Below are 19,458 nucleotides of genomic sequence, written 5' to 3'. Positions count from 1 at the left end.
GGGCATGACCCGGGTGCTGCTGATCCGCCACGGCGAGACCCACGGCTACTTCGACGACGTCGGGCTCACCGACCTCGGCGAGGAGCAGTGCCGCGCGAAGGGCAAGGAGCTCGCCGCCACGCTGGCCCCGGGGACGCGGGTGGCGATGCCGCACGCCCCCACGGCCCGGGGCACGGCGACCGCGGTGCTCCTGCGCGAGGTGCTGCTCGCCGAGCTCGGCCCGGACAGCGGCGTCGAGATCGGCGAGCTGGTGCCCGACGGCCGCTTCGACAGCCTGCAGTTCCTCTACGGCGGGCAGGCGCGCGAGTCGTCCGGGGTCGCGAAGCACCGCATCGGGCTGGAGGGCGAGCACCCGGACTGGGCGCGCGCCTTCGACCGCTTCGACACCGACTTCGGCGCGGGCTCCAAGGCCGGCGGACCGATCGACCGGTGGATGGTCTCCACCGACCTGCACTTCGAGCCGCCCCAGGTGATCGCCTACCGCGCGTGGGCCGGGATCAAGGCGCAGGCGCCGGGGACGGTGGCCCTGGCCAGCTCGCACTCGGCGCTGCTGCGGGGCTTCGCGAGCGCCGCGCTCGGGCGTGACGTCGGCGAGCCGCGCAACCTCGAGCACGTCGACGTGGAGCTCGACGGCGCCCGGGCCGTGGTGACGTACCGCGGCGAGCGCGCCGACGTCGAGGTCCCGGCGGAGCTGCCGCCGTGGCTGAACCCGGCCTACCTCGACGCGGGGGAGCGCGCGGCGCACCGCTGGTGAGGGTGGCGCGAGGTTTCGACTCGTCGTGCACGGCCGATGCTCCTGGGTCACCGACCACCACCCCGGGGAGCACCCGTCATGTCCCTCGCCGACACCCTCGCCCGCTGGCGCGCCCGCCTGACCGGTGAGAACGGGCCCGTCGGCCCCTCGACCGCCGCCGAGCCCTCCGAGTCCGACGCCGGGCACGACCCGCGCACCGCCGCCTCCCGCCCCACCGGCGGGACGCACACGGAGCACCGCGGCGACCAGGGCTCGGTCACCGGCACCGGGGACACGGACGTGTTCGTGGGCCGCGCCGCCGGCCACGACCTCGGCTACGCCGGCGAGACCGGTGCCGAGGCGCGGCGCGAGGCCGAGCGATGAGCACCGGGGCGCAGGGCGTCCGCCCGGACCAGCGCGTCGTCCACGTGCACCGCATCGGGGCGGTCGTGGTCGCGCTGGTCATCGCGGCGTTCGGCGTGCTCGGGCTCGTCGGCGGCCTGTCGTTCTTCGACACCGAGGGCGCGCCCGTCATGGGCCTGTCGACCAACGGGGCGCTGTCGACGATCTCGCTGGTCACCGCCGTGGTACTCGTGGCCGCGGCGATCCGCGGCGGGCGCCTGGCCTCGACCGTGATGATGGTCGTCGGCACGCTCTTCCTGGTGTCGGCGTTCGCCAACCTGGCGCTGATCGGCACGGCCTACAACCTGCTGGCCTTCCGCCTGCCGAACGTCTTCTTCTCGATCGCCGCCGGGTGCGTGCTGCTGTTCACCGGCGCGTACGGGCGGGCCTCGGCGAAGCTCCCGCCCGACAACCCGTACAAGCTCGAGCGGCGGCCCGACGACCCCGAGGACCACGGCGACGCCGCCGACGCCCCGGAGGACGCCCACCGCCAGCCGCGTCCGGCGTCGCCGGCCGAGGCGGACGCCGACGCCGCCATGGCCGCGGCCGAGCGGGCCCTCGCGCAGGGCGTCGCCGACGACGACCAGCGCCGACGCCTCGCGGCCGCCGACCACGCCCGCACCCACGAGGAGCGCCGCGCGATCTGGATGGACGGCGCCGCGCACTGACTCGCGCACGCCCCTCCGAACGGAGGGGCCGTCGTCGTCCGTCGCGATCTGGCCGTGGTCGCGCACGACTGATAGACGTGGACGCATGACCACGGGGACCGTCACCACATCGGCACTACGCATCGAGGTCGACGGGCCGACGGCGGTGCTGACGCTCGACAACCCGAAGCGCCGCAACGCGCTGTCCGTCGCCACGATGACCGAGCTGACCGCCGCGCTGCGTGACGTCTCCGCGCGCGACGGGGTCCGGGCGATCGTGCTGCGCGCCGAGGGCCCGGCGTTCTCCGCCGGCCACGACCTCTCGGAGATGGTCGACCGGACGCTCGAGGAGGAGCGCGAGGTCTTCGCGGTCTGCACGGACCTCATGACCGCGCTCCACGCGGTGCCCCAGCCCGTGATCGCCGCCGTGCAGGGGGTGGCGGTCGCCGCGGGATGCCAGCTCGTCGCCGCCTGCGACCTCGCGGTCGCCGCCGAGGGCGCGGTGTTCGGCACGCCCGGGGTGAAGATCGGGCTGTTCTGCTCCACGCCGATGGTCGCGGTGACCCGCGCGATCGGGCGCAAGCGGGCGATGCAGCTGCTGCTCACCGGCGAGACGATCGCCGCCGCCACCGCCGCCGACTGGGGCCTGGTCAACCAGGTCGTCCCCGCCGACGAGCTGGACGGGGCGGTGCGCGCGCTCGCGGCCAAGGTCGCCGACGCCAGCGCGGTCACGCTGCGCATCGGCAAGGAGGCGTTCTACCGGCAGGTCGACCTGCCCGAGGACGCGGCGTACGAGGCGATGCGCGAGACGATGGCGACCAACGCCATGACCTGCGACGCCCAGGAGGGCATGTCGGCCTTCCTCGCGAAGCGGGCCCCGCACTGGCAGCACCACGAGTAGCTGCCGCTTCCCGGATCCCTCGAGGCAAAGGAGCCCGTCCATGGCCTTCCCCGGCCTGCAGCACGTCGCGATCACCGTGTCCGACATCGACCGCAGCACCGAGTGGTACAACCGCCTCTTCGCCGCGGAGCCGGTGCTCGTCGAGGACGAGGAGGGCGGCGAGTTCCGCCACGTCGTGTACGCCCTCGACGGCGGCTCGCTCTTCGGCCTGCACACCCACATGGGCAAGGAGTCGAAGGACCGCGCCGACGAGCGCCGCACCGGCCTGGACCACGTCAGCTTCGGGCTCTCGGGCACCGCCGAGCTCGAGCAGTGGCGCGACAAGCTCGACCAGCTCGGCATCGCCCACGGCGGCATCAAGAAGGCGCACTACGGCTCGGGCATCTCGTTCCGCGACCCCGACAACATCGCCCTCGAGTTCTTCATCGCGCCGGGCACCTGAGCCTCGCCCGCCCCGGACGAACGAACGGCGCTCTCGCTGCTTGCGTAGCAGCGAGAGCGCCGTTCGTTCGTATCCGGGGAGCTCACGCCGCGGCGAGCTCCTCGCGGCGGACGCGGGCCGAGGCGCGCTGGAGCAGGCGCACGCCGACGACGATCATCGGCGCGGTCGCGACGAACATGCCGACGAGGATGCCGAACGAGACGGGCACGAAGAACCCGGCGAACCCGATCACCGAGGCCAGCAGCAGCCACCAGCTGACGACCCCGGCGCGGGCGAGGGCGGCGATCACGAGCGGGATGCCGACGAAGCCGACGAACCGTCCGGTGATCGTCCACGTCGACACCCACGGGTCGTTCCAGACGCCCTCGGTCATCGCCGTCGCCGCCTCGAGCGGCATCGACCGCGCGGCGGCGCCGGTGAACCAGTCGGAGAGCAGGAGCCCGGAGAGCTGGATCGCCGAGAGCGACGTGACGATCGCGGCGAGCGGCACGACGACCCGTCCCCGCGGCCCCCGGACCAGACCGATCACGGCGAGCACGCCCAGCGCGAAGGCGACCCAGGAGTAGTGCAGCAGGCCCGCCGACACCGCCGTGAGCCAGGGATCCGCCCCGAGACTGGCGACGTAGTCCGCCGGGGCGTCCGAGGCCTGGGGCGGCGACGTGGCGATCCCGGCCGTGAACAGCACCGGGAACGCGATCAGGGCGAGGCCGGCGGCGATGCGGACGAACGGGGCGGGGCCGTCGGCGGGCTGCTGGGTCGCGATGACGGCGGTGCGGTCGCTGCTGACGGTGCTCATGGTGGCTCCTCGTGGTTCCGGTTGCGCTGTTCGAGCGGTGACCGGAACGCTACGAAGCCGCCTACGATCACGGATCGTGTCTGCGGGCCGTGATGATCCTCCGCGAGTCCATTCCGGGTCCTCCCGTGGGAGGACCCGCGCGGCGACGTCGCGGCCTACTGTCCGCGCGATGAGCCCCGTGGTCACCCGTGTCGCGATGGCGGTCGGCGGCGCGGCGCTCGTGACCGCGGCGAGCCTCGTCGAGGCGCTGACCTACCGGGGCGCCCCGGTCGGCGGGGTCCTGCTGCCGATGGCGGCGCTCATCGCCGGCGCCGCGGTGGCCCCGTTCCTCCCGGCGGTCGGGGTGCTCGCGGCGGTCGTGAGCTTCCCGCTCCAGGTGTTCCTGACCCCCGACTCCCCGGGCATCGGCGGCACCGCGCTGATCACGATGATGGTGCTGATCGCCTACGGGGGGCTGCGCCTGCCGCCGCGCTGGAGCGCGCTCGGCGCCGCGCTGGCGGCCCTGGGCGCCGCCGCGTCGATCGTCGTCGACGGCGAGTCCCTGTTCGAGTTCGTCTTCTTCGCGGCGACGATGGGCGGCGCCTGGAGCCTGGGCTGGCTGCTGCGCCGGGAACGGCACCGGGGCGCGGAGCTGCGCGCGCTCGCCGCCGCGCTGGCCGCCGAGCGGGAACGCTCCGGGAGGCTGGCGGTGGTCGAGGAGCGCGCCCGCATCTCCCGCGAGCTCCACGACGCCGTCGCGCACACCGTCAGCGTCATGACCCTGCAGGTCGGCGTCCTGCGCCGGCGCCTCCAGGAGACCCCGGAGGGCGAGGTGCTGCGCGCGGTCGAGGAGCTGGGCCGGCGCTCGGTCGACGAGCTGCGCCGGGTCGTCGGCGCATTGCGCGAGGACGCCGACGGCGCGAACCCGCTCGACCCCGCGCCCTCGCTCGCCCGCCTCGACGCCCTGGTCGCCGAGCTCGACGGGGTCGGGCTCGCGGTGGGCGTTCGCCACGACGGCGAGCCCGTGTCCCTCGCGCCCGCGATGGACACCTCCGCCTACCGGATCGTCGCCGAGGCCCTCACGAACGTCCTGCGCCACGCCGGCGCCGGGGAGGCCGAGGTCGTGCTGACCCACCGCCGGGAGTCGCTCACGATCACCGTGACCGACCGCGGCGCCGGCGCGGAGGCGACGCGGTCCGACGACGGGCACGGCCTGCTGCACATGCGCGAGCGCGCCGCCCTCTTCGGCGGCACGCTGGTCGCGGGCCCGCGCGAGGGCGGCGGGTTCCGGGTCGAGGCGGTCCTCCCGCTCGGGCCCTCCCCGGTCGCGGCGGCGGGGTCGGTGGCCTCGTGAGCGCGATCCGCGTCGTGCTCGCCGACGACGAGCTGCTCGTGCGCGCCGGGCTGCGGATGCTGCTCGAGGGCGAGCCCGACCTCGTCGTGGCCGGGGAGGCGGGCGACGGGAAGGCCGCCGTGCGCGTCGCGCTCGACGCCCGGGCCGACGTGGTCCTCATGGACGTGCGCATGCCCGGACTCGACGGGATCGGCGCCGCGCGGGCGCTCGCCGAGGCCGGGTCGTCGGCGCGCGTGCTCGTCCTGACCACGCTCGACGAGGACGAGACGCTCGAGGCGGCGCTGCGCGCGGGGGTCGCGGGGTTCCTGCTCAAGACCGCGCCGCCCGAGCAGATGCTCGACGCCGTGCGCCGGGTCGCGGACGGCCAGGGCGCGCTCGACCCGTCGGTGGTGCCCCGGGTGGTCGCCGCCGTCGCGCGCGGGCGGCCCCGCCCGACGCCGCCCCGCGAGCTCGCGACGCTCACCGCGCGTGAGGCCGAGGTGCTCGCGGAGGTGGCCCGGGGGCTGTCGAACGCCGAGGTCGCGGCCCGGCTGCACCTGGGGGAGACGACCGTGAAGACCCATCTCGGGCGCGTGCTCGACAAGCTCGGGCTGCCGGACCGGCCGCGGCTCATCGCGTTCGCGTGGGAGCACGGCGTGGTCACGGCCGAGCACGGATCGTGATGGTCCTACAAAGCAACTTATCGGGTCGGTAGACGTATCCGGTGGTAGGGTGCGGCTATGGCTGCACGACGGGACTACTTCGACGGCTGCGGCGCCGCGCACGCGCTCGACCTCGTGGGGGAGCGCTGGGCGCTGCTCGTCGTGCGCGAACTGGTGCTCGGGCCGAAGCGCTTCACCGACCTGCGGGCCGGCCTGCCGCACGCCAGCCCGAACGTCCTCTCGCAGCGCCTGCGCGAGCTCGAGGACGCCGGCGTGCTGCGCCGCCGCCGGCTGCCCCCGCCCGCCGCGTCCGCGGTGTACGAGCTCACCGAGTGGGGCCAGGAGCTCGAGCCGGTGCTCCAGGCGCTCGGCCGCTGGGCCGCCCGCTCGCTGCCCGAGGCGGACAGCATCAAGGTCGACTCGTTCATCCTGTCGCTGCGCACGCTGTTCGTGCCCGCGCGGGCCGCCGACGTCGACGTGACCCTGCAGCTGGTGCTCGACGAGCAGCCTTTCAAGGTCCACCTCGCGCACGGCGAGCTGGACATCGAGCGCGGCGAGGTGTCCGGCGCGGACGCCACCGTGCGCTGCTCGCCCACGACGCTCGCCGGCGTGGTGCACATGGGCCTGCCGGTCGCCGACGCGCAGGCCCAGGGCCTGCTCGAGCTCACCGGCGACGTCTCCGCGCTGGAGCGGCTCGCCGACAGCGTGCAGATGCCCGAGCCCCTGCCCGCCTAGGGTCGCTGCGGCCACCCCGGCGCCAGGTCGACGTGGTCGCGGGTGCGGCGCAGCGGGAACGCCGGCGGGCGCTTCTCGAGGAACGCCGTGACGCCCTCGGCGGCGTCGGCGTCGCGCCCGAGCTCGACGACGGCGCGCGAGTCGAGGGCGTGCGCCTCCCACGGCGAGCTCGCCGAGAGCATCGACCACATCATCTGCCGCGTGAGCGCCACGGACACCGACGAAGTGTTCTCGGCGACCTCGCGGGCCAGGGCGTAGGCGGTGTCCAGGAGCTCCTCGTCGGGCACGACCCGTGAGACGAGCCGGCCCTCCAGCGCCTCCTGTGCGCCGAAGACCCGCCCGGTCATCGCCCACTCCATGGCCTGCGAGATGCCCACGACGCGCGGCAGGAACCAGCTCGACGCGGCCTCGGGCACGATCCCGCGGCGCGCGAACACGAACCCGAAGCGGGCCGACGCGCCGGCGATCCGCACGTCCATCGGCAGCGTCATCGTCGCGCCGACACCCACCGCCGGGCCGTTGACCGCCGCGATCACGGGCACCCGCAGCGCGGCGAGGCGCAGCGACACCACGCCGCCCCGGTCGCGCCCGACGCCGTCGATCTCGCCGTAGCGCTCGGCCTTGCCGCGGCCCCGGTCGTCGAACGTGCTGCCGCCCTCGCCGAGGTCCGCGCCGGCGCAGAACGCCCGGCCGCGGCCGGTGATGACCAGCACCCGCACGGCGTCGTCGGCGTCGATCGCGTCGCAGGCGGCGACCAGTTCGTCGCACATCCGGCCGGTGAAGGCGTTCATCCGCGCCTCCCGGTCGAGCACGATCGTGGCGATCCCGTCCGCCACCGAGTACTCGATCTCGGTGTAGTCCTCCACCGGCACGCGCGCCTCCCCGTCCCTCGGTCACCGACGAGACGCACCCTCTCGCCGCCCCCGGGAACGGTCAACCCTGACCGGAACCTGCGCGAGGCAACGAAGCGATCACGGGCGCCGTGCGGCGTGGACAGGGCCCCGGTGGGGTAGGAAGGTCAGGAGTCCGGGTCGACGGTGCGGTCGCCCGTTCCCCAGCCGGCGCCCCCGCGGCGCCCGAGGAGGACCCGTGACCACTGCGCTCCCCGACGCGTCCACGCCGACAGACCCCGCCGAGATCGTCGTCGCCGTCCCCGACGACGCCGCCACCCTGAGCTGCCGCCTGCACGGCGTCATCGCGGGCGCGGGAGAGGGGGCCGTGCTCACGATCGTCGTCGAGGCCGGCGACCGCGCCGCCGACCCCGACCTCGCCCGCGTGCTCTCGTGCGCCCGCGACGCCGCCACGGGTCGCGGTCTGGGCTTCGTGATCCGGTAGTCGCTGTCGGACCCCCGTGGTTTCCTGGGGACATGTCGTTCGTCCACGGGCACCCGCGCGAGTCGGGGTGGGTCGTCTCCCACTACCGGCGGCCCCAGCAGGCCGGGGACGACCAGCTGGACCTCACCCTGCCCGCGCCGCGCGCCCGCGACGACGAGCAGGGTGACGATCAGGACTGCGAGAGCACCTCCGACGACGCCGACCCCGACGCCGACCCCGACGCCCCCCGCGCCAGCGTCTTCTCCATCCCGCGGCGCACCGCGTCGACGAGGTAGGGCCGCAGCCGCTCCGGGTCGACGATGGCGTGCACCGAGCCCATCTCCTGGGCCCGGGCCACCGAGTGCTTCGTGTCGAACTCGTCGGCCACCTCGCCGAGCTTCTCCGAGCGCACCACCGGCCGGACGCCGGCCAGCTCGCCGCGCAGCTCGGCGACGTCCTCGCCGCGCTCGAGGCGCTCGCTGATCCGGCTCTCGAGGTCGGCGACGCGCGGGTCGGCGGCGGTGCGCTTGGCGACCTCGCCGGAGAACACCACCGCGGCCGCCGGCGCCCCGCCGATCACCGAGGCGTACGAGCCCTCGACCGCGGCGACCTCCATCTCGTCGTTCAGCGTCCCGGAGAACACGACGAAGGCGCCGCCGTGGTACCGCGACACGACGCAGAACACGATCGGCCCGTCGAAGTTGACGACCGCCCGCCCGATCTCCGCGCCGTACTCGAGCTGCAGGCCGCGCAGCGACTCGGGGGAGCCGTCGAAGCCCGAGAGGTTCGCGAGCACGACCACCGGCCGGTTGCCGCTCGCGGCGTTGATGGCCCGCGCCGTCTTCTTCGACGACCGCGGGAAGAGCGTGCCCGCGGTCCACTGCGACGGCCCGTCCACCGGCGGCGGGCCGCGGCGCGGCAGCGGCTTGGACTCGATGCCGATGAGCTCGACGGGCTGCCCGCCGAGGTGGGCGTCGAGCACCACCACCGACTCCGCGGCCTGCATGTCGGCCCAGCGCTCGAGCGTCGGGTGGTCGGTGTCGGCGACGCCGCTCATCAGCGAGCGGATGTCGAACGGCTTCTTGCGCTCGGCGTTGCTCGCCGGGTCGAAGATCTCGCCGAGCACCGTGAACCCGTCGCCGTGGTGCGGCGCGGACCGGACGTCGCGCTCCACCGGGTCGTGGGTGGGCGCGGGGCGGGGGAAGCGCTCGCCGGGCACGACGTAGGTGTGCCGGTAGTGCGCGAGCAGCACGTCGACCGCGCCCGAGAGGTCCGGCGCCCAGTACTGCGCCTCGCCGTTGGGGCCCATGATGCGGTCGTAGCCGCCGATGCCGTAGTTGTCCTCGGCCGAGACGCCGCCGGAGTAGTCGAGCGACTGCTTGCCGGTGAGCACCATCGCCGAGTCCGGGGTCATGACGAGGATGCCCCGGGTGTGCATGAGCATCGTGGCCTCGGCGTTCCAGTAGGGCTGGGCGCCGACGTTGATGCCGGTGACGACGACGTTGATCTCGCCGCCGTCCTGGGTGAAGTCGATGATCGCCCGGAGCACGCGGGAGATCCAGTCCATGTTCTCCGTGCCGGAGTCCATGGCGATCTTCGCGCCCGCCGAGACCGCGTACCACTCGATGGGCACGCCGTGCTCGCGGGCGAGGTCGATCGCGGCGAGGACGCGGCGGCACTCCGGCTCGGCGATCGCCCCGAGCGCGCGGGTCGGGTCGCCGAGCAGCACCACGCGCGTGAGGCCCTCGGGCTGACGCACCGTCGGCGTCGTGACCATGCCGAGGACGAAGTTCGCCGTGTTCGACCCGGGCGCCCGGTCGACGGGCACCGGCGCGAGGGTCCCGGGGTCGATGTCGTACTCGGTGAACGTGCCCGCCTCGCCGCCCGGGTCGGGGCTGCGGGTGAGCAGCGGGACGAGCTCGTAGGGGTAGAGCGCCCCGCGCCGCGCGGCCTTGATGACCTTCTGCGTGTACGCGTCGAGCTCGCCCATCGGCCCGGTCGGCGGAGCCGTGACCCGCAGCGTGAGCCCGGCGCCCGGCGGGCGGGACATGCGCAGCAGGAACTCGCCGTCCGGGGTCCGGAAGCGCACCATGACCTGCTCGATGCCCAGCGACTCGGTGCGCGGCGCGAGGGTGCGCACGATCCCGTCGAGCTCGGCGAGCGGGACCTCGACGAGCGGCCACACGTAGAGCAGCACGCGGTTCCAGCGCAGCGCCGCGAGCTCCGCGTCGGCGGCGCGCGCCGAGCGCAGGCTGTCGAGCGCCGCGTCGAGCACGGCCTCCACCTGGGGCAGCGCCCGCACCGCCCCGTCGTCGCCGCGCAGGATCGTGAGGTCCCGGACGTCGCCGGTGACGATCAGCCGCCGGTCCTCGGGCACGTTGCGGCCCTGCGCGTGGAACAGGTGGACGTCGGTGGCCGACGGCAGGCGGGTCAGCTCGAAGTCGCGCAGGCGCCACAGCCCGAGGCGCTCGGCGACCATCGGGTGCAGGCCGCGCAGGGTGCGGTCCTCGACCGGGGCGTGCGCGTCGTCGGGCCGGAAGGTGAACCAGCTGGTCGCGGCGCCCCCGTGGTCGCCGTCGTGGACGGTGCCGCGGATGCCGACCGTCACGCGCCCGACCGCCGCGGGGATCGTGCCGATCGAGTCGCGGATCCGCGTGGCGCGCTCCTCGGGCCCGTCGGGGGCCTCGGGGCCGCGCGGCGAGGTGACGTAGAGGTCGACGAGCACCGTGTCGCCGTCCGGGAGCGCCTCGATGAGGCGGTGCAGGTCGGTGGACACGGTGGCCGGGGCGGTGGCGCCGTCGGGCTGGTCGACCGTCGCCACGGTCGCGACCACGACGTACGAGTCCCCGTCGTGGGTGTAGCGCGCGGTGAGCAGCGGGCGGCCGAGGTGCTCGTCGACCTGCACGTCGCCGACGTCGCGGATGAGCCCGTAGTAGCGCCGGGTCATCACCTCGAGCATCACCGCGTGGTGGCGCTCGGAGAACAGCCCGAGGATCGGCTCGCCGGACGCGACGATCTCGTCGATCTGCCGCCGGCGGGTCGCGGGGTCGCCGGACAGCGCGTCGAGCTCGGCGCGCACCCGCTCCTGGGTCTGCTCGCGCTCGGACTCGATCAGCGGCGCGTCGAAGCAGCGGAACCGCACCTGGCGGGCGAGGTCGCCGATCTGCGGGTGGCGCACCTGCGTGGCGGCGACGAGGTGGTCGAGCACCGTGCGGTAGGCCTCGCCCCCATCGCTGCCGTCCGCATGCACCGACTCCGGCGCCCGCAGCCGCGCCCGCAGCAGCGCGGCGACCACCGGCTGGTGCGCGCCGGCGCGGCGGTGGGCCAGGAACATCCGGTACAGCGCGGGCCCGAGCAGCTCCGGCGCGGCGCCCAGGTCGGGCACGCCGTAGTGCTCGAGCGCGCGGGCGAGCTTGAGCCGGAACGACTCGGGCAGCACCTCGGCGTCGGCGTCGCGCGAGCGCAGGTAGGCGTAGAAGTACTCCTGCGGGTTGCGGGTCGACTCCTCGTCGACCGCCGTGTCGTCGAGCTCGCCCGGGCCGCCCTCGAGGCGACGGTTGCGCGAGAGCGCGGACAGGTCCGCGACGATGCGCAGGATGCTCATCTCGTCGGCGAGCAGGTCGCGGTCGTCGGCGGGGAGCTCCTCGCGGGCGCGGTCGAGCGCCTCGAGCAGCGGCGTGGTCTCGCGCTCGTCGACGTCGTAGCCCAGGACGAGCGCGCGCAGGGCGGCGAGCGCGTCGCGGGCCCGGGTGCGGGCGTCGGCGCGCTCGTCCTCCGACATCAACGGTCCGGCTCCGCTGCGCTCCGCGTCCGGCAGTGGGGAGGCCAGCGCGGCGAGGCTGACCCGCTCCTCGCCGGTGGAGCCGCCGGGGTCGTCGGCGTCGGGCTCGAGCCGTACGAGCCGCGAGCCGCCCTCGACCTGGGTGTTGGCGTCGACCAGCACCTCGGCCACCCGCCCGCTGACCGGAGCCCGCAGCGCGGTCTCGAGCTTCATGCTCTCGACGACCGCGACGGTGTCGCCCTCGGCCACGGTGTCGCCGGGGGAGACGGGGATCGAGACGACCATGGCCGGGGCGGGCGCGCGCACGAGCCCGGCCTCGCCGCCCGCGATGCGGTGCACGGCGCCGTCGACCTCGACGAGGTAGTCCGGTCCCTGCGCCACCGACAGCACGCCGAAGGTGCGCCCGCCGACGGTGAGGCGGCGCTCGAAGCGCCCGGAGCGTTCCACGACGACGTCCACCCCGGAGCCGTCCCCGTCGCCCTCGAGCACGACCCGGTAGTGCGACGGCCGCGTGCGGGCCACCCGCAGCCGGTAGGACTCGCCGACGACGCGGACGTCGACCTGGTGCCACACCTCGTGGCCGACCTCGGGCCGGCCGCGCTCGGCGGAGAGGAACAGGCGCCCCTGCTGGCGGAACTCGTGCGCCTCGTGGGCCTCGACCGCGGCCGCGAGCAGGGCGATGTCGACGCGGCGCGGCGGGGTGTAGCCGTCGGCCATCATCGTGTCGAGCCACGTGGTGTCGGCGGTGCCGCCGATGACCTCGGGCCGGGAGAGCAGGTCGAGCAGGAACGCCTTGTTGGTGGTGCCGCCCTCGACGACCACGGCGGTCTGCCGGATCGCGCGGGCCAGCCGGGCCCGGGCCTCGTCGCGGGTGCGGCCCCACGCGATCACCTTGGCGATCATCGAGTCGTACTGGGGCGGGATGACGTCGCCGGTGGCCACGCCCGTGTCGACGCGGATGCCGGGGCCGGCGGGGAGCACGAGGTGGCGGATCGCGCCGGGGGCGGGCGCGAACCCGCGCTCGGGGTCCTCGGCGGTCAGGCGGGCCTCGATGGCGTGCCCGGAGGCGGGCGGGCGGATCGGATCCACATCGCCCAGCACCTCGGCGAGCGACCCGCCCATGGCCACGTGCAGCTGGAGCTTGACGACGTCGACGCCGGTGACGGCCTCGGTGACCGGGTGCTCGACCTGCAGGCGGGTGTTGACCTCCATGAACGAGAGGACCTCGTTCGCCGGGTCGTAGAGGAACTCCACGGTGCCGGCGTTGACGTAGCCGGCGGCGCGGGCGAGGTCGGCGGCGCTCTGGCGCAGCAGCCGGTCCTGCTCGGCGTCCAGCGCCGTGGACGCGGACTCCTCGAGCACCTTCTGGTTGCGGCGCTGGACGCTGCAGTCGCGCACGCCGAGCGTGACGACCCCGCCGGCGCCGTCGGCGACCACCTGCACCTCGACGTGGCGCCCCCCGCGCACGGCGCCCTCGAGGAACACCGTGCCGTCGCCGGCGGTGCGCTCGCCCTCGGCCGAGGCGCGGGTGAACGAGTCGTCCAGGTCCTCGGCGCGGGCGACGAAGCGGATGCCGCGGCCCCCGCCGCCCGCCGTGGCCTTGACCATCAGCGGGAAGCCGATCTTCTCCGCGGCCTCGCGGGCGGCGTCGACGTCGGCGACCGGGCCGCCGCTCCAGGGCGCCATCGGCACGCCGACGCTCTCGGCGATCCGCTTCGACTCGATCTTGTCGCCGAGCCGCTGCATCGTCTCCGACGTCGGCCCGACGAACGTGATGCCCAGCCGCTCGCACAGCGCGGCGAACTCGGCCCGCTCGGAGACGAAGCCCCAGCCCGGCCAGACGGCGTCGGCGCGGCACGCGACCAGCGCCCGCTCGAGCTCGGGGAGGTCGAGGTAGGGCACCGGGCCCATGTCGTCCGGGTCGTCCGGGCCGATGAGCACGGCCTCGTCGGCCTCGCGCACCGCCATCGCGTGACGGTCGACCGCCGTGTGCACGGCGATGGTGCGGATCGGCGGGAGCACGCCGTCGTTCTCGACGTTCCACTCCCGGACGGCGTTGATGAGGCGCATCGCGGGCTCGCCACGGTTGACGATCGCCAGGCGCTGGAACGGACGAGGCGGAGCGCTCACGGTCGCCGACCCTAACGGCGACCGGCGGGTCACGCGGAGTCCTCGGGGCGCTCGCTAGTCCGGCCGACGGAACCCGTGACGGATCCCTCTCATCGCTCGCCGGGTCGCGCCGGGAACGTCAGCAGCCCGGGGACGCGCCCGACGCTCGCGGGCCGCGACGCCCGCGGGGCCTCGTCGCGCAGCTCGCGCAGCAGGTCGGTGACCGACCGGCCGCCGTCGTGGGCGCCGTGGGACGTCGGCCGCGGGCGCTCCGTGCTCACGAGGTCGGCGAAGATCGGCGTCGGCTCCACCGCGGCGAAGCTAGCCGCGCCCGTCCGCTCACGGACCGACGCGCCCACGGTCGTGCGGAATCACGTCACCCGTTCGACGGGTCGAGCTCCGGCTTCGCTTCGTCCCCCGCCCGCAGGACCTTCGTCAGCCGCACCACGACGCCGACCGCGCCGAGCCCCCCGAGCGCGAGCAGCACCACGGTGCCCCACCCGTCGAGCGCGCCCTGGATGAGCACGGCGTGCCCCACGCCGAGCACGACGACCAGCCCGGCCAGGCTCCCGTGGACGAACCGCCACGTGGCCGCCGACCAGCGCAGCCGCCGGCGCAGGAGCCCGAGCAGCGTGACCACCACGAGCAGGACCGTGGCGATCAGCGCCATGCGGGCCCGCGTGGGGCCGTCGATCGACATCGCGTAGAGCGCGTCGTCCGGGCTCTCGACCAGCAGCGCGATCACGTGCACGGCCACGAGCACGGCGACGACCCCGCCGACCCGGATGTGCGCCCCGACCTTCCGGCGCGTGAGCCAGGGCTGGGCGGCGAGGGCGGCGACGGCGACGCAGGCCGCGAGCGTCGACACGACGAGCACGGGGGAGGCCTGGGCGAGGTGCGGCGCGGCGGCCGCGAGGCCGAGCAGGAGCACCCCGCCCAGCGTCGACACCGCGAGGACGACCCTCACGACGCCGGCGCCAGCGTGAGGTCGACGACGGCGAGGGGGTCCTCGGGGTCGACGACGTGGCGCTGCCACACCGAGGCCCAGGGGCTGCGGTCGGGATCGTGGGCGACGTGCACGTTGGGCTCGCCGAACTGGGCGACGGCCGGGTCGGTGTCGACGCGGTAGCGACCGTCCGGGCCGGTGAGCACGGTGGTCCGGTTCTCGCGCTCGCTGCCCAGCGCGGTCTGCAGCCACACCTGCACGGGGACGCCGGGCAGGGGCCGGCACGCGGTGTCGCGGACGACGCCGGTGATCTCCAGACCGCGACCGAGCGGCACGTCGAGCGGGGCGTCCTCGCGGTAGTTGTTGCGCCCGCCGGGGTTGGTGACCGTCGGCGGGCAGGTCGTGCCGGGGACGGCGGCGGGGACCACGATCTCCGTGGCGCCCACGTTCCGCGCGCCGGTGCCCGACTCGTCGGAGCGCCACAGCGCGGCGGCGATCACGGCGACGAGCAGGGCGACCGAGACGACCGCGACGGGGTGCGGGCGGGTGCGGGGCACGTCCCGAGCATGCCTGTCGGCCCGGTCATCCGGGGACGCGGGCGAGCACCACGGAGTTGACGACGTCGGTGTGCGGGTGCAGCACGGCGAGCGGCTCCAGCCCGCCGAGCCCCTCGTCGGCGACGTCGAGCACCGGGTAGAGCAGGCCACGCAGCGAGTGCGCGCTCCGGGCGAGCACGGTCGCCCCGGGGCGCATCCGCGCGCGGACGTGGGCGAGCGCGGCGGCCTTGTCGTCGGGGGCGAGGCCGACGAGCGCGGCGACGCACACGAGGTCGTAGCCGGTGAGGTCGTCGAGGGCCAGGGCGTCGCCCTGCGCCACGGTGACGTCGTCGCCCAGCGCGCGGGCCACGGCGCCGCCGAGGACGACCGCCTCCTCGTCGAGGTCGACGGCGTCGACGGCGACGCCGTGGCGGGCGAGCAGCAGCGCCGAGAGCGGCAGCGGGCCGGAGCCGACGAACAGGGCGCGGCGGGGCGCGAGGGGGGCGTGACCGGCGACGGCGTGGTACTCGATGCGGGTGAGGTCGCGGTAGTTCTGCAGGTACGGGAAGCGCTCGAGCTCCGCGGCGGGGTCGGGCGCGGCGAGCACGCGGCGGGCCCAGGCCCGCTCGAGGGCGTACTCGCCGCTCGCACATCGGGCGCGCAGGTCGGGCAGGCGGTCGGTGAGGTCCGGGTCGGCCAGCACGGCGTCCACGACGTGGTGCGGGTGCGGGGTGACGGCGAGGCCGACGAGCCGGGTGAACAGCGCGTTCGTGTCGGGGCCGGGTTCGAGGTCGGGCGCGGCGACCAGGGCGTCGTGCAGGGAGACGATCTCGGCGAGCAGGGCGGTGTGCTCGGCACCGGTGCCGCAGTGATCCGCCTCCGGCGCGGCAGCTCCGCTGCGCTCCGTGCCGCACGCGCGGACCGGCAGGCGCCCGGCGCCGCGGGGGCGGCCGGCGGGGCGGGTGATCGCGCGGTTGTACGGGGTGCTCATTCCGGGCGGACCTCCCACCGGCGGGCGACATCGTCCGAGAGCCCATGGAACACGATCTCTCGCTCTGGCACGATACGTAAACGTGTACGCAACTGACAACGCCGGATCGCCGGACGGCGCGTTCGCGGACCTGCCCGCGGGCGAGCACGTCGACGTCGCGGTCGAGGGTCTGCGGATGCTGGCGGACCCGACGCGGTTGCGGATCCTGTGGCTGCTCTGCGGCGACGAGCTCGACGTGTCGACGCTCGCCGGGCGCCTGGGGGCGACGCGGCCCGCGATCTCGCAGCACCTCGCGAAGCTCCGGCTCGCCGGCCTCGTCACCCAGCGACGTGCGGGACGTCACGTCCTCTCGCGTGCCCGCGACCACCACGTCGGCGATCTGCTCGACGTGCTCCTCCACGACGCGGGACACCGTCGGGCGATGACCGCGCACCCGCGGGAGGCCGCGCCGTAGGGTCCGGCGCCGTGGGGGAGCCGGAGGGTCAGCTGGGCGAGGTGGTGGCGGCGCTGGCCGCGGGCCGGACGGCGGCGCAGGTCGTCGACGCGGAGGGGCGCCTCGCGTGGGTGTCCGAGCAGATGCAGCTGCTCGCCGGTGTCGCGGAGGGCACCGACCTCGGGATCGGCCGGCACCTCGACGAGGTGCTCGAGCGCGAGGTCTGGAACGACCTCCTGACCTCCGAGGCCGCCGACACCCTGCGCCACGAGCTGCACCCGCGCCTCGCCGACCCGACGACCACGCCGCTGTGGGTGCTGTCGCTCGACCTGCGGGTCGGCGGGCGGCACCGGACCGTCGGGATGCTCGGGGTGACGCTGCGCCACCCGGACGGGAGCCCGCTGGGCGCGGTCCTGATCTACGCGCCGCTCCTGCCGGCGCGGGTGATCGCGCTGGTCACCGAGGGCGACGAGGCCATGTTCGAGCGGATGGCCGACCTCTCGGCGCCCGCCCAGCGGCCGGCGGCGGTGGTGTTCGCCGACATCGACGGCTCCGGTCCGCTGTCGCGCCGCCTCCCGACGCCGGTGTACTTCGAGCTGATCCGCGGCGTCACCACGGCGTTCGACGAGCTCGTCGCCCGGTACGGCGGCATCGTCGGCAAGCACGCCGGCGACGGGGCGAGCGCGTACTTCCTCAGCGACTCCCACGGGTCCGACGCCGCCGCCGCGAGCGCCGCGCTGCGCGTGGTCCAGGAGCTGCCGGGCGTCGTGGCCGACGTCGTCGCCGGCCTGGCCGAGACCGGGGCCGAGGTCCGCGCCGAGGACTGCCGCATGAACGTCGGCGCGCACTGGGGCGCGGGGCTGTTCATCGGGCAGATCGTCACCGGCGGGCGGCTCGAGGTCACGGCGCTGGGCGACGAGGTCAACGAGTGCGCGCGCGTGGAGCAGGTCGCGACCGGGGGCCAGCGGCTCGTCACCAAGAACCTCGTCGAACGTCTCGACGACGACACCGCCGCCGAGCTCGGGCTGCGCCCGCGCGGGCTGACCTACCGGATGCTCGCGGAGCTCACCCGCGACGGCGGCGCGAGCAGCGGCAAGGCCGAGCGGGACGCGGGATCACTGGCGGTCCACGATCTCGGTTGAACGGTCTACGGTCTCCGGCATGAGCGCCGACAAGAGTTCCCTGATCAGCGAGGACGAGCGCCAGCGGCTCACTGCGGAGCGCGACCGGATCCGCGAGGAGTTCCTCTACTCGCGGGAGAACCGCCCGCCGTCGACCGGCAAGGGCATCCACCACACCGCGCTCGTGTGCCGCGACGTGCGCACCACCGTGGAGTGGTACCAGAACGTGGCGGGCTTCCCGGTCACGGTGCTGTTCGAGAACCGTGACCTCGCCGGCTCGACGCACTTCTTCTTCGACGTCGGCAACGGCAACTGCCTCGCCTTCTTCGACCTGCCCGGCGTCGAGCCCGGCCCCTACGCCGAGGTGCTCGGCGGGCTGCACCACATCGCGATCTCGGTGCCCGGCAGCCAGTGGTACGGGATCAAGCGGCGCCTCGACGAGCGCGGCGCGGAGTACATGGTCGAGTCCGAGGTCTCGATCTACACGCACGACCCCGACGGCGCGCGCGTCGAGTTCATCATGGACCCGCTCGGCGAGATGTACGGCGAGGACACCGTCTAGAAGAGGCCCCGCCCGTGCGAGCGATGCGGCGTTGCTGGCGGTCAGGCGGGCGGGGAGAGGTCGCTGCGCGCGGCGCTGGCGCCTTCGCGGAAGCGGTTGAGGTGCGCGCCGACCGTGCGGGGGTCCGGCGTCGGCGCCGGGCGGGCCCGCGCCGGGGCCTGGATGCCGCCGGGGGCGAGACGGGCGGAGGGCTCGCGGATCGGGAGCCCGGCCGGCGTCAGCTCCACCGTCGACTCGCGCAGGGCGGCGCGCGCCGCCTCGTGGCCGCTGTCGGCCGGCGAGGTCCAGGTGGTGGCGGGCTCCGAGGACTCCAGGAACCACGCCGACAGCTCGTCGAAGATCGGCTCGCTGGTCGCGGCCCGGCGGTGCGCACCGCCGGCCCGCTCGGGCGCACCCGGTGCCGGCGGCGGCGGGACGGTCTCGACGGGCTGGAAGGCCTCGCTGGGGGTGCGGGCCGCCGGCAGCGGGGGTGTCACCGGCAGCGGCTCGGGGGGCGTCACCGGCTCGGCGGGCGCGGGGGGAGCCGCCCGGACCGTCGGCGTCGCCGGGTCCCAGCGCGCCATCAGCTCGCGCACCTCCCGGTCGGTGGCGGCCGGCACCCGGACGACGGGGACGCCGTAGCGCGCGACGCGGCGCTGGAACCGCTGGGGCAGCTGGCTGAACCGCAGGCCGTCGAGCTGTTCGAGGTACTCGCCCGCCGAGGGGGTCGCGCCCGCCACGGGCAGCTCGTCGTGGGTGAACCGCCAGAGGGCGCGGAGGCGCTCGTTGCCGTCGAGCAGGACGTCGCGCTCGTCGTCGGTCGCGATGACGAGCGCGGGGAGCGGCCAGTTCCGCAGCACCGTGTCGACGAGGAGCTGCTGGCGTCGCCGGTCCCACCCGTCCGCCGCGTCCCACCCGGTCTCGAGCTCCCCACGCGCCACGCGGGTGAGCAGCACCTCGGCCTCGACGACGGAGTGATGGAGGTGCATGCGGGATCCCTCCCGGGCGGCGTGGCCCCGCATCGTAGGCGACGACGATGCGGCTCCGCCGCTCGTG

General features: G+C 75.2%; 20 protein-coding genes. 12 read left to right on the top strand and 8 right to left on the bottom strand.

Annotated features, from left to right (window positions below):
• Window positions 1-4 precede the first annotated feature (4 nt).
• From WCD58_RS01960 to WCD58_RS01940, 5 genes are all read left to right on the top strand, one after another.
• A complete protein-coding gene (locus tag WCD58_RS01960; RefSeq protein ID WP_337698944.1) occupies window positions 5-754 on the top strand; it encodes a histidine phosphatase family protein in 750 nt (249 codons plus the stop codon).
• 78 nt (window positions 755-832) lie between these two features.
• Window positions 833-1,117: a hypothetical protein gene (locus WCD58_RS01955; protein WP_337698943.1), complete on the top strand. Its 285-nt coding sequence runs from the start codon at window positions 833-835 to the stop codon at window positions 1,115-1,117.
• Window positions 1,114-1,803, top strand: a complete 690-nt coding sequence (locus tag WCD58_RS01950) for a DUF4383 domain-containing protein (RefSeq protein WP_337698942.1) — start codon at window positions 1,114-1,116, stop codon at window positions 1,801-1,803. The genes WCD58_RS01955 and WCD58_RS01950 overlap by 4 nt, the downstream gene beginning before the upstream one ends.
• An 85-nt stretch (window positions 1,804-1,888) precedes the next feature.
• Entirely contained in the window at window positions 1,889-2,683 is a 795-nt protein-coding gene (locus WCD58_RS01945) for an enoyl-CoA hydratase (protein WP_337698941.1), read from the top strand.
• 40 nt (window positions 2,684-2,723) lie between these two features.
• Complete coding sequence (locus WCD58_RS01940; RefSeq protein ID WP_337698940.1) at window positions 2,724-3,125, top strand: VOC family protein; 402 nt, start codon at window positions 2,724-2,726, stop codon at window positions 3,123-3,125.
• 82 nt (window positions 3,126-3,207) lie between these two features.
• On the opposite strand, the gene WCD58_RS01935 is transcribed toward WCD58_RS01940, so the two are convergent.
• Complete coding sequence (locus tag WCD58_RS01935; protein WP_337698939.1) at window positions 3,208-3,921, bottom strand: hypothetical protein; 714 nt, start codon at window positions 3,919-3,921, stop codon at window positions 3,208-3,210.
• Window positions 3,922-4,090: 169 nt separating this feature from the next.
• Between WCD58_RS01935 and WCD58_RS01930 the strand changes: the two genes are divergently transcribed.
• Genes WCD58_RS01930 through WCD58_RS01920 form a run of 3 tightly spaced genes read left to right on the top strand, consistent with a single transcriptional unit; the run spans window position 4,091 to window position 6,630 of the window.
• Window positions 4,091-5,254: a sensor histidine kinase gene (locus tag WCD58_RS01930; RefSeq protein WP_337698938.1), complete on the top strand. Its 1,164-nt coding sequence runs from the start codon at window positions 4,091-4,093 to the stop codon at window positions 5,252-5,254.
• The gene (locus tag WCD58_RS01925; protein WP_337698937.1) at window positions 5,251-5,916 is read left to right on the top strand and encodes a response regulator; all 666 of its coding nucleotides are present in this window, start codon (window positions 5,251-5,253) and stop codon (window positions 5,914-5,916) included. Before WCD58_RS01930 ends, WCD58_RS01925 begins: the two co-directional genes overlap by 4 nt.
• Window positions 5,917-5,973: 57 nt before the next feature.
• Window positions 5,974-6,630: a winged helix-turn-helix transcriptional regulator gene (locus tag WCD58_RS01920; RefSeq protein ID WP_337698936.1), complete on the top strand. Its 657-nt coding sequence runs from the start codon at window positions 5,974-5,976 to the stop codon at window positions 6,628-6,630.
• On the opposite strand, the gene WCD58_RS01915 is transcribed toward WCD58_RS01920, so the two are convergent.
• Window positions 6,627-7,496, bottom strand: coding sequence for an enoyl-CoA hydratase-related protein (locus tag WCD58_RS01915; protein WP_373696185.1), 870 nt, complete (start codon window positions 7,494-7,496; stop codon window positions 6,627-6,629). The genes WCD58_RS01920 and WCD58_RS01915 overlap by 4 nt on opposite strands.
• Before the next feature lie 223 nt (window positions 7,497-7,719).
• On the opposite strand from WCD58_RS01915, the gene WCD58_RS01910 reads away from it, so the two are divergent.
• A complete protein-coding gene (locus tag WCD58_RS01910; RefSeq protein ID WP_337698934.1) occupies window positions 7,720-7,965 on the top strand; it encodes a hypothetical protein in 246 nt (81 codons plus the stop codon).
• 169 nt (window positions 7,966-8,134) lie between these two features.
• Here the strand turns inward: WCD58_RS01910 and WCD58_RS01905 are convergent, their stop codons facing one another.
• The 5 genes from WCD58_RS01905 to WCD58_RS01885 form a co-directional block, all read right to left on the bottom strand.
• Window positions 8,135-13,855, bottom strand: coding sequence for an ATP-binding protein (locus WCD58_RS01905; protein WP_337698933.1), 5,721 nt, complete (start codon window positions 13,853-13,855; stop codon window positions 8,135-8,137).
• 89 nt (window positions 13,856-13,944) lie between these two features.
• Window positions 13,945-14,145 (bottom strand): hypothetical protein, encoded by a 201-nt coding sequence (locus tag WCD58_RS01900; RefSeq protein ID WP_337698932.1) that lies wholly within the window; start codon window positions 14,143-14,145, stop codon window positions 13,945-13,947.
• 65 nt (window positions 14,146-14,210) lie between these two features.
• On the bottom strand, window positions 14,211-14,801 hold the full coding sequence (locus WCD58_RS01895; RefSeq protein WP_337698931.1) for a ferric reductase-like transmembrane domain-containing protein: 591 nt from the start codon (window positions 14,799-14,801) through the stop codon (window positions 14,211-14,213).
• Window positions 14,798-15,337, bottom strand: coding sequence for a peptidase associated/transthyretin-like domain-containing protein (locus WCD58_RS01890; protein ID WP_337698930.1), 540 nt, complete (start codon window positions 15,335-15,337; stop codon window positions 14,798-14,800). The genes WCD58_RS01895 and WCD58_RS01890 overlap by 4 nt, the downstream gene beginning before the upstream one ends.
• A gap of 25 nt (window positions 15,338-15,362) precedes the next feature.
• Window positions 15,363-16,307 carry a nicotianamine synthase family protein gene (locus WCD58_RS01885; protein WP_337698929.1) on the bottom strand — a complete coding sequence of 315 codons (945 nt, stop codon included), beginning with the start codon at window positions 16,305-16,307 and terminating at the stop codon, window positions 15,363-15,365.
• An 82-nt stretch (window positions 16,308-16,389) separates the two neighbouring features.
• Between WCD58_RS01885 and WCD58_RS01880 the strand changes: the two genes are divergently transcribed.
• The 3 genes from WCD58_RS01880 to WCD58_RS01870 are packed head-to-tail and all read left to right on the top strand — an operon-like array spanning window position 16,390 to window position 18,423.
• A complete protein-coding gene (locus tag WCD58_RS01880; RefSeq protein ID WP_337698928.1) occupies window positions 16,390-16,761 on the top strand; it encodes an ArsR/SmtB family transcription factor in 372 nt (123 codons plus the stop codon).
• An 11-nt stretch (window positions 16,762-16,772) separates the two neighbouring features.
• On the top strand, window positions 16,773-17,882 hold the full coding sequence (locus tag WCD58_RS01875) for an adenylate/guanylate cyclase domain-containing protein (RefSeq protein ID WP_337698927.1): 1,110 nt from the start codon (window positions 16,773-16,775) through the stop codon (window positions 17,880-17,882).
• A 19-nt stretch (window positions 17,883-17,901) separates the two neighbouring features.
• Window positions 17,902-18,423, top strand: coding sequence for a VOC family protein (locus WCD58_RS01870; protein WP_337698926.1), 522 nt, complete (start codon window positions 17,902-17,904; stop codon window positions 18,421-18,423).
• A gap of 41 nt (window positions 18,424-18,464) precedes the next feature.
• Here the strand turns inward: WCD58_RS01870 and WCD58_RS01865 are convergent, their stop codons facing one another.
• Window positions 18,465-19,391, bottom strand: coding sequence for a hypothetical protein (locus WCD58_RS01865; protein WP_337698925.1), 927 nt, complete (start codon window positions 19,389-19,391; stop codon window positions 18,465-18,467).
• Window positions 19,392-19,458 lie beyond the last annotated feature (67 nt).

Origin of the sequence: Actinomycetospora flava, assembly GCF_037400335.1 — a bacterium.
In the GTDB taxonomy this organism is placed as follows: Bacteria; Actinomycetota; Actinomycetes; order Mycobacteriales; family Pseudonocardiaceae; genus Actinomycetospora; species Actinomycetospora flava.
Note: the sequence above shows the minus strand (reverse complement) of the source record. Positions and strands in the feature narration are given on the sequence as shown.

Coding starts and splice junctions, on each gene's coding strand:
- WCD58_RS01960 (WP_337698944.1), top strand. CDS start 5: ATGACCCGGGTGCTGCTGATCCGCCACGGCGAGACCCACGGCTACTTC.
- WCD58_RS01950 (WP_337698942.1), top strand. CDS start 1,114: ATGAGCACCGGGGCGCAGGGCGTCCGCCCGGACCAGCGCGTCGTCCAC.
- WCD58_RS01945 (WP_337698941.1), top strand. CDS start 1,889: ATGACCACGGGGACCGTCACCACATCGGCACTACGCATCGAGGTCGAC.
- WCD58_RS01865 (WP_337698925.1), bottom strand. CDS start 19,391: ATGCACCTCCATCACTCCGTCGTCGAGGCCGAGGTGCTGCTCACCCGC.
- WCD58_RS01930 (WP_337698938.1), top strand. CDS start 4,091: ATGAGCCCCGTGGTCACCCGTGTCGCGATGGCGGTCGGCGGCGCGGCG.
- WCD58_RS01955 (WP_337698943.1), top strand. CDS start 833: ATGTCCCTCGCCGACACCCTCGCCCGCTGGCGCGCCCGCCTGACCGGT.
- WCD58_RS01940 (WP_337698940.1), top strand. CDS start 2,724: ATGGCCTTCCCCGGCCTGCAGCACGTCGCGATCACCGTGTCCGACATC.
- WCD58_RS01935 (WP_337698939.1), bottom strand. CDS start 3,921: ATGAGCACCGTCAGCAGCGACCGCACCGCCGTCATCGCGACCCAGCAG.
- WCD58_RS01870 (WP_337698926.1), top strand. CDS start 17,902: ATGAGCGCCGACAAGAGTTCCCTGATCAGCGAGGACGAGCGCCAGCGG.
- WCD58_RS01885 (WP_337698929.1), bottom strand. CDS start 16,307: ATGAGCACCCCGTACAACCGCGCGATCACCCGCCCCGCCGGCCGCCCC.
- WCD58_RS01920 (WP_337698936.1), top strand. CDS start 5,974: ATGGCTGCACGACGGGACTACTTCGACGGCTGCGGCGCCGCGCACGCG.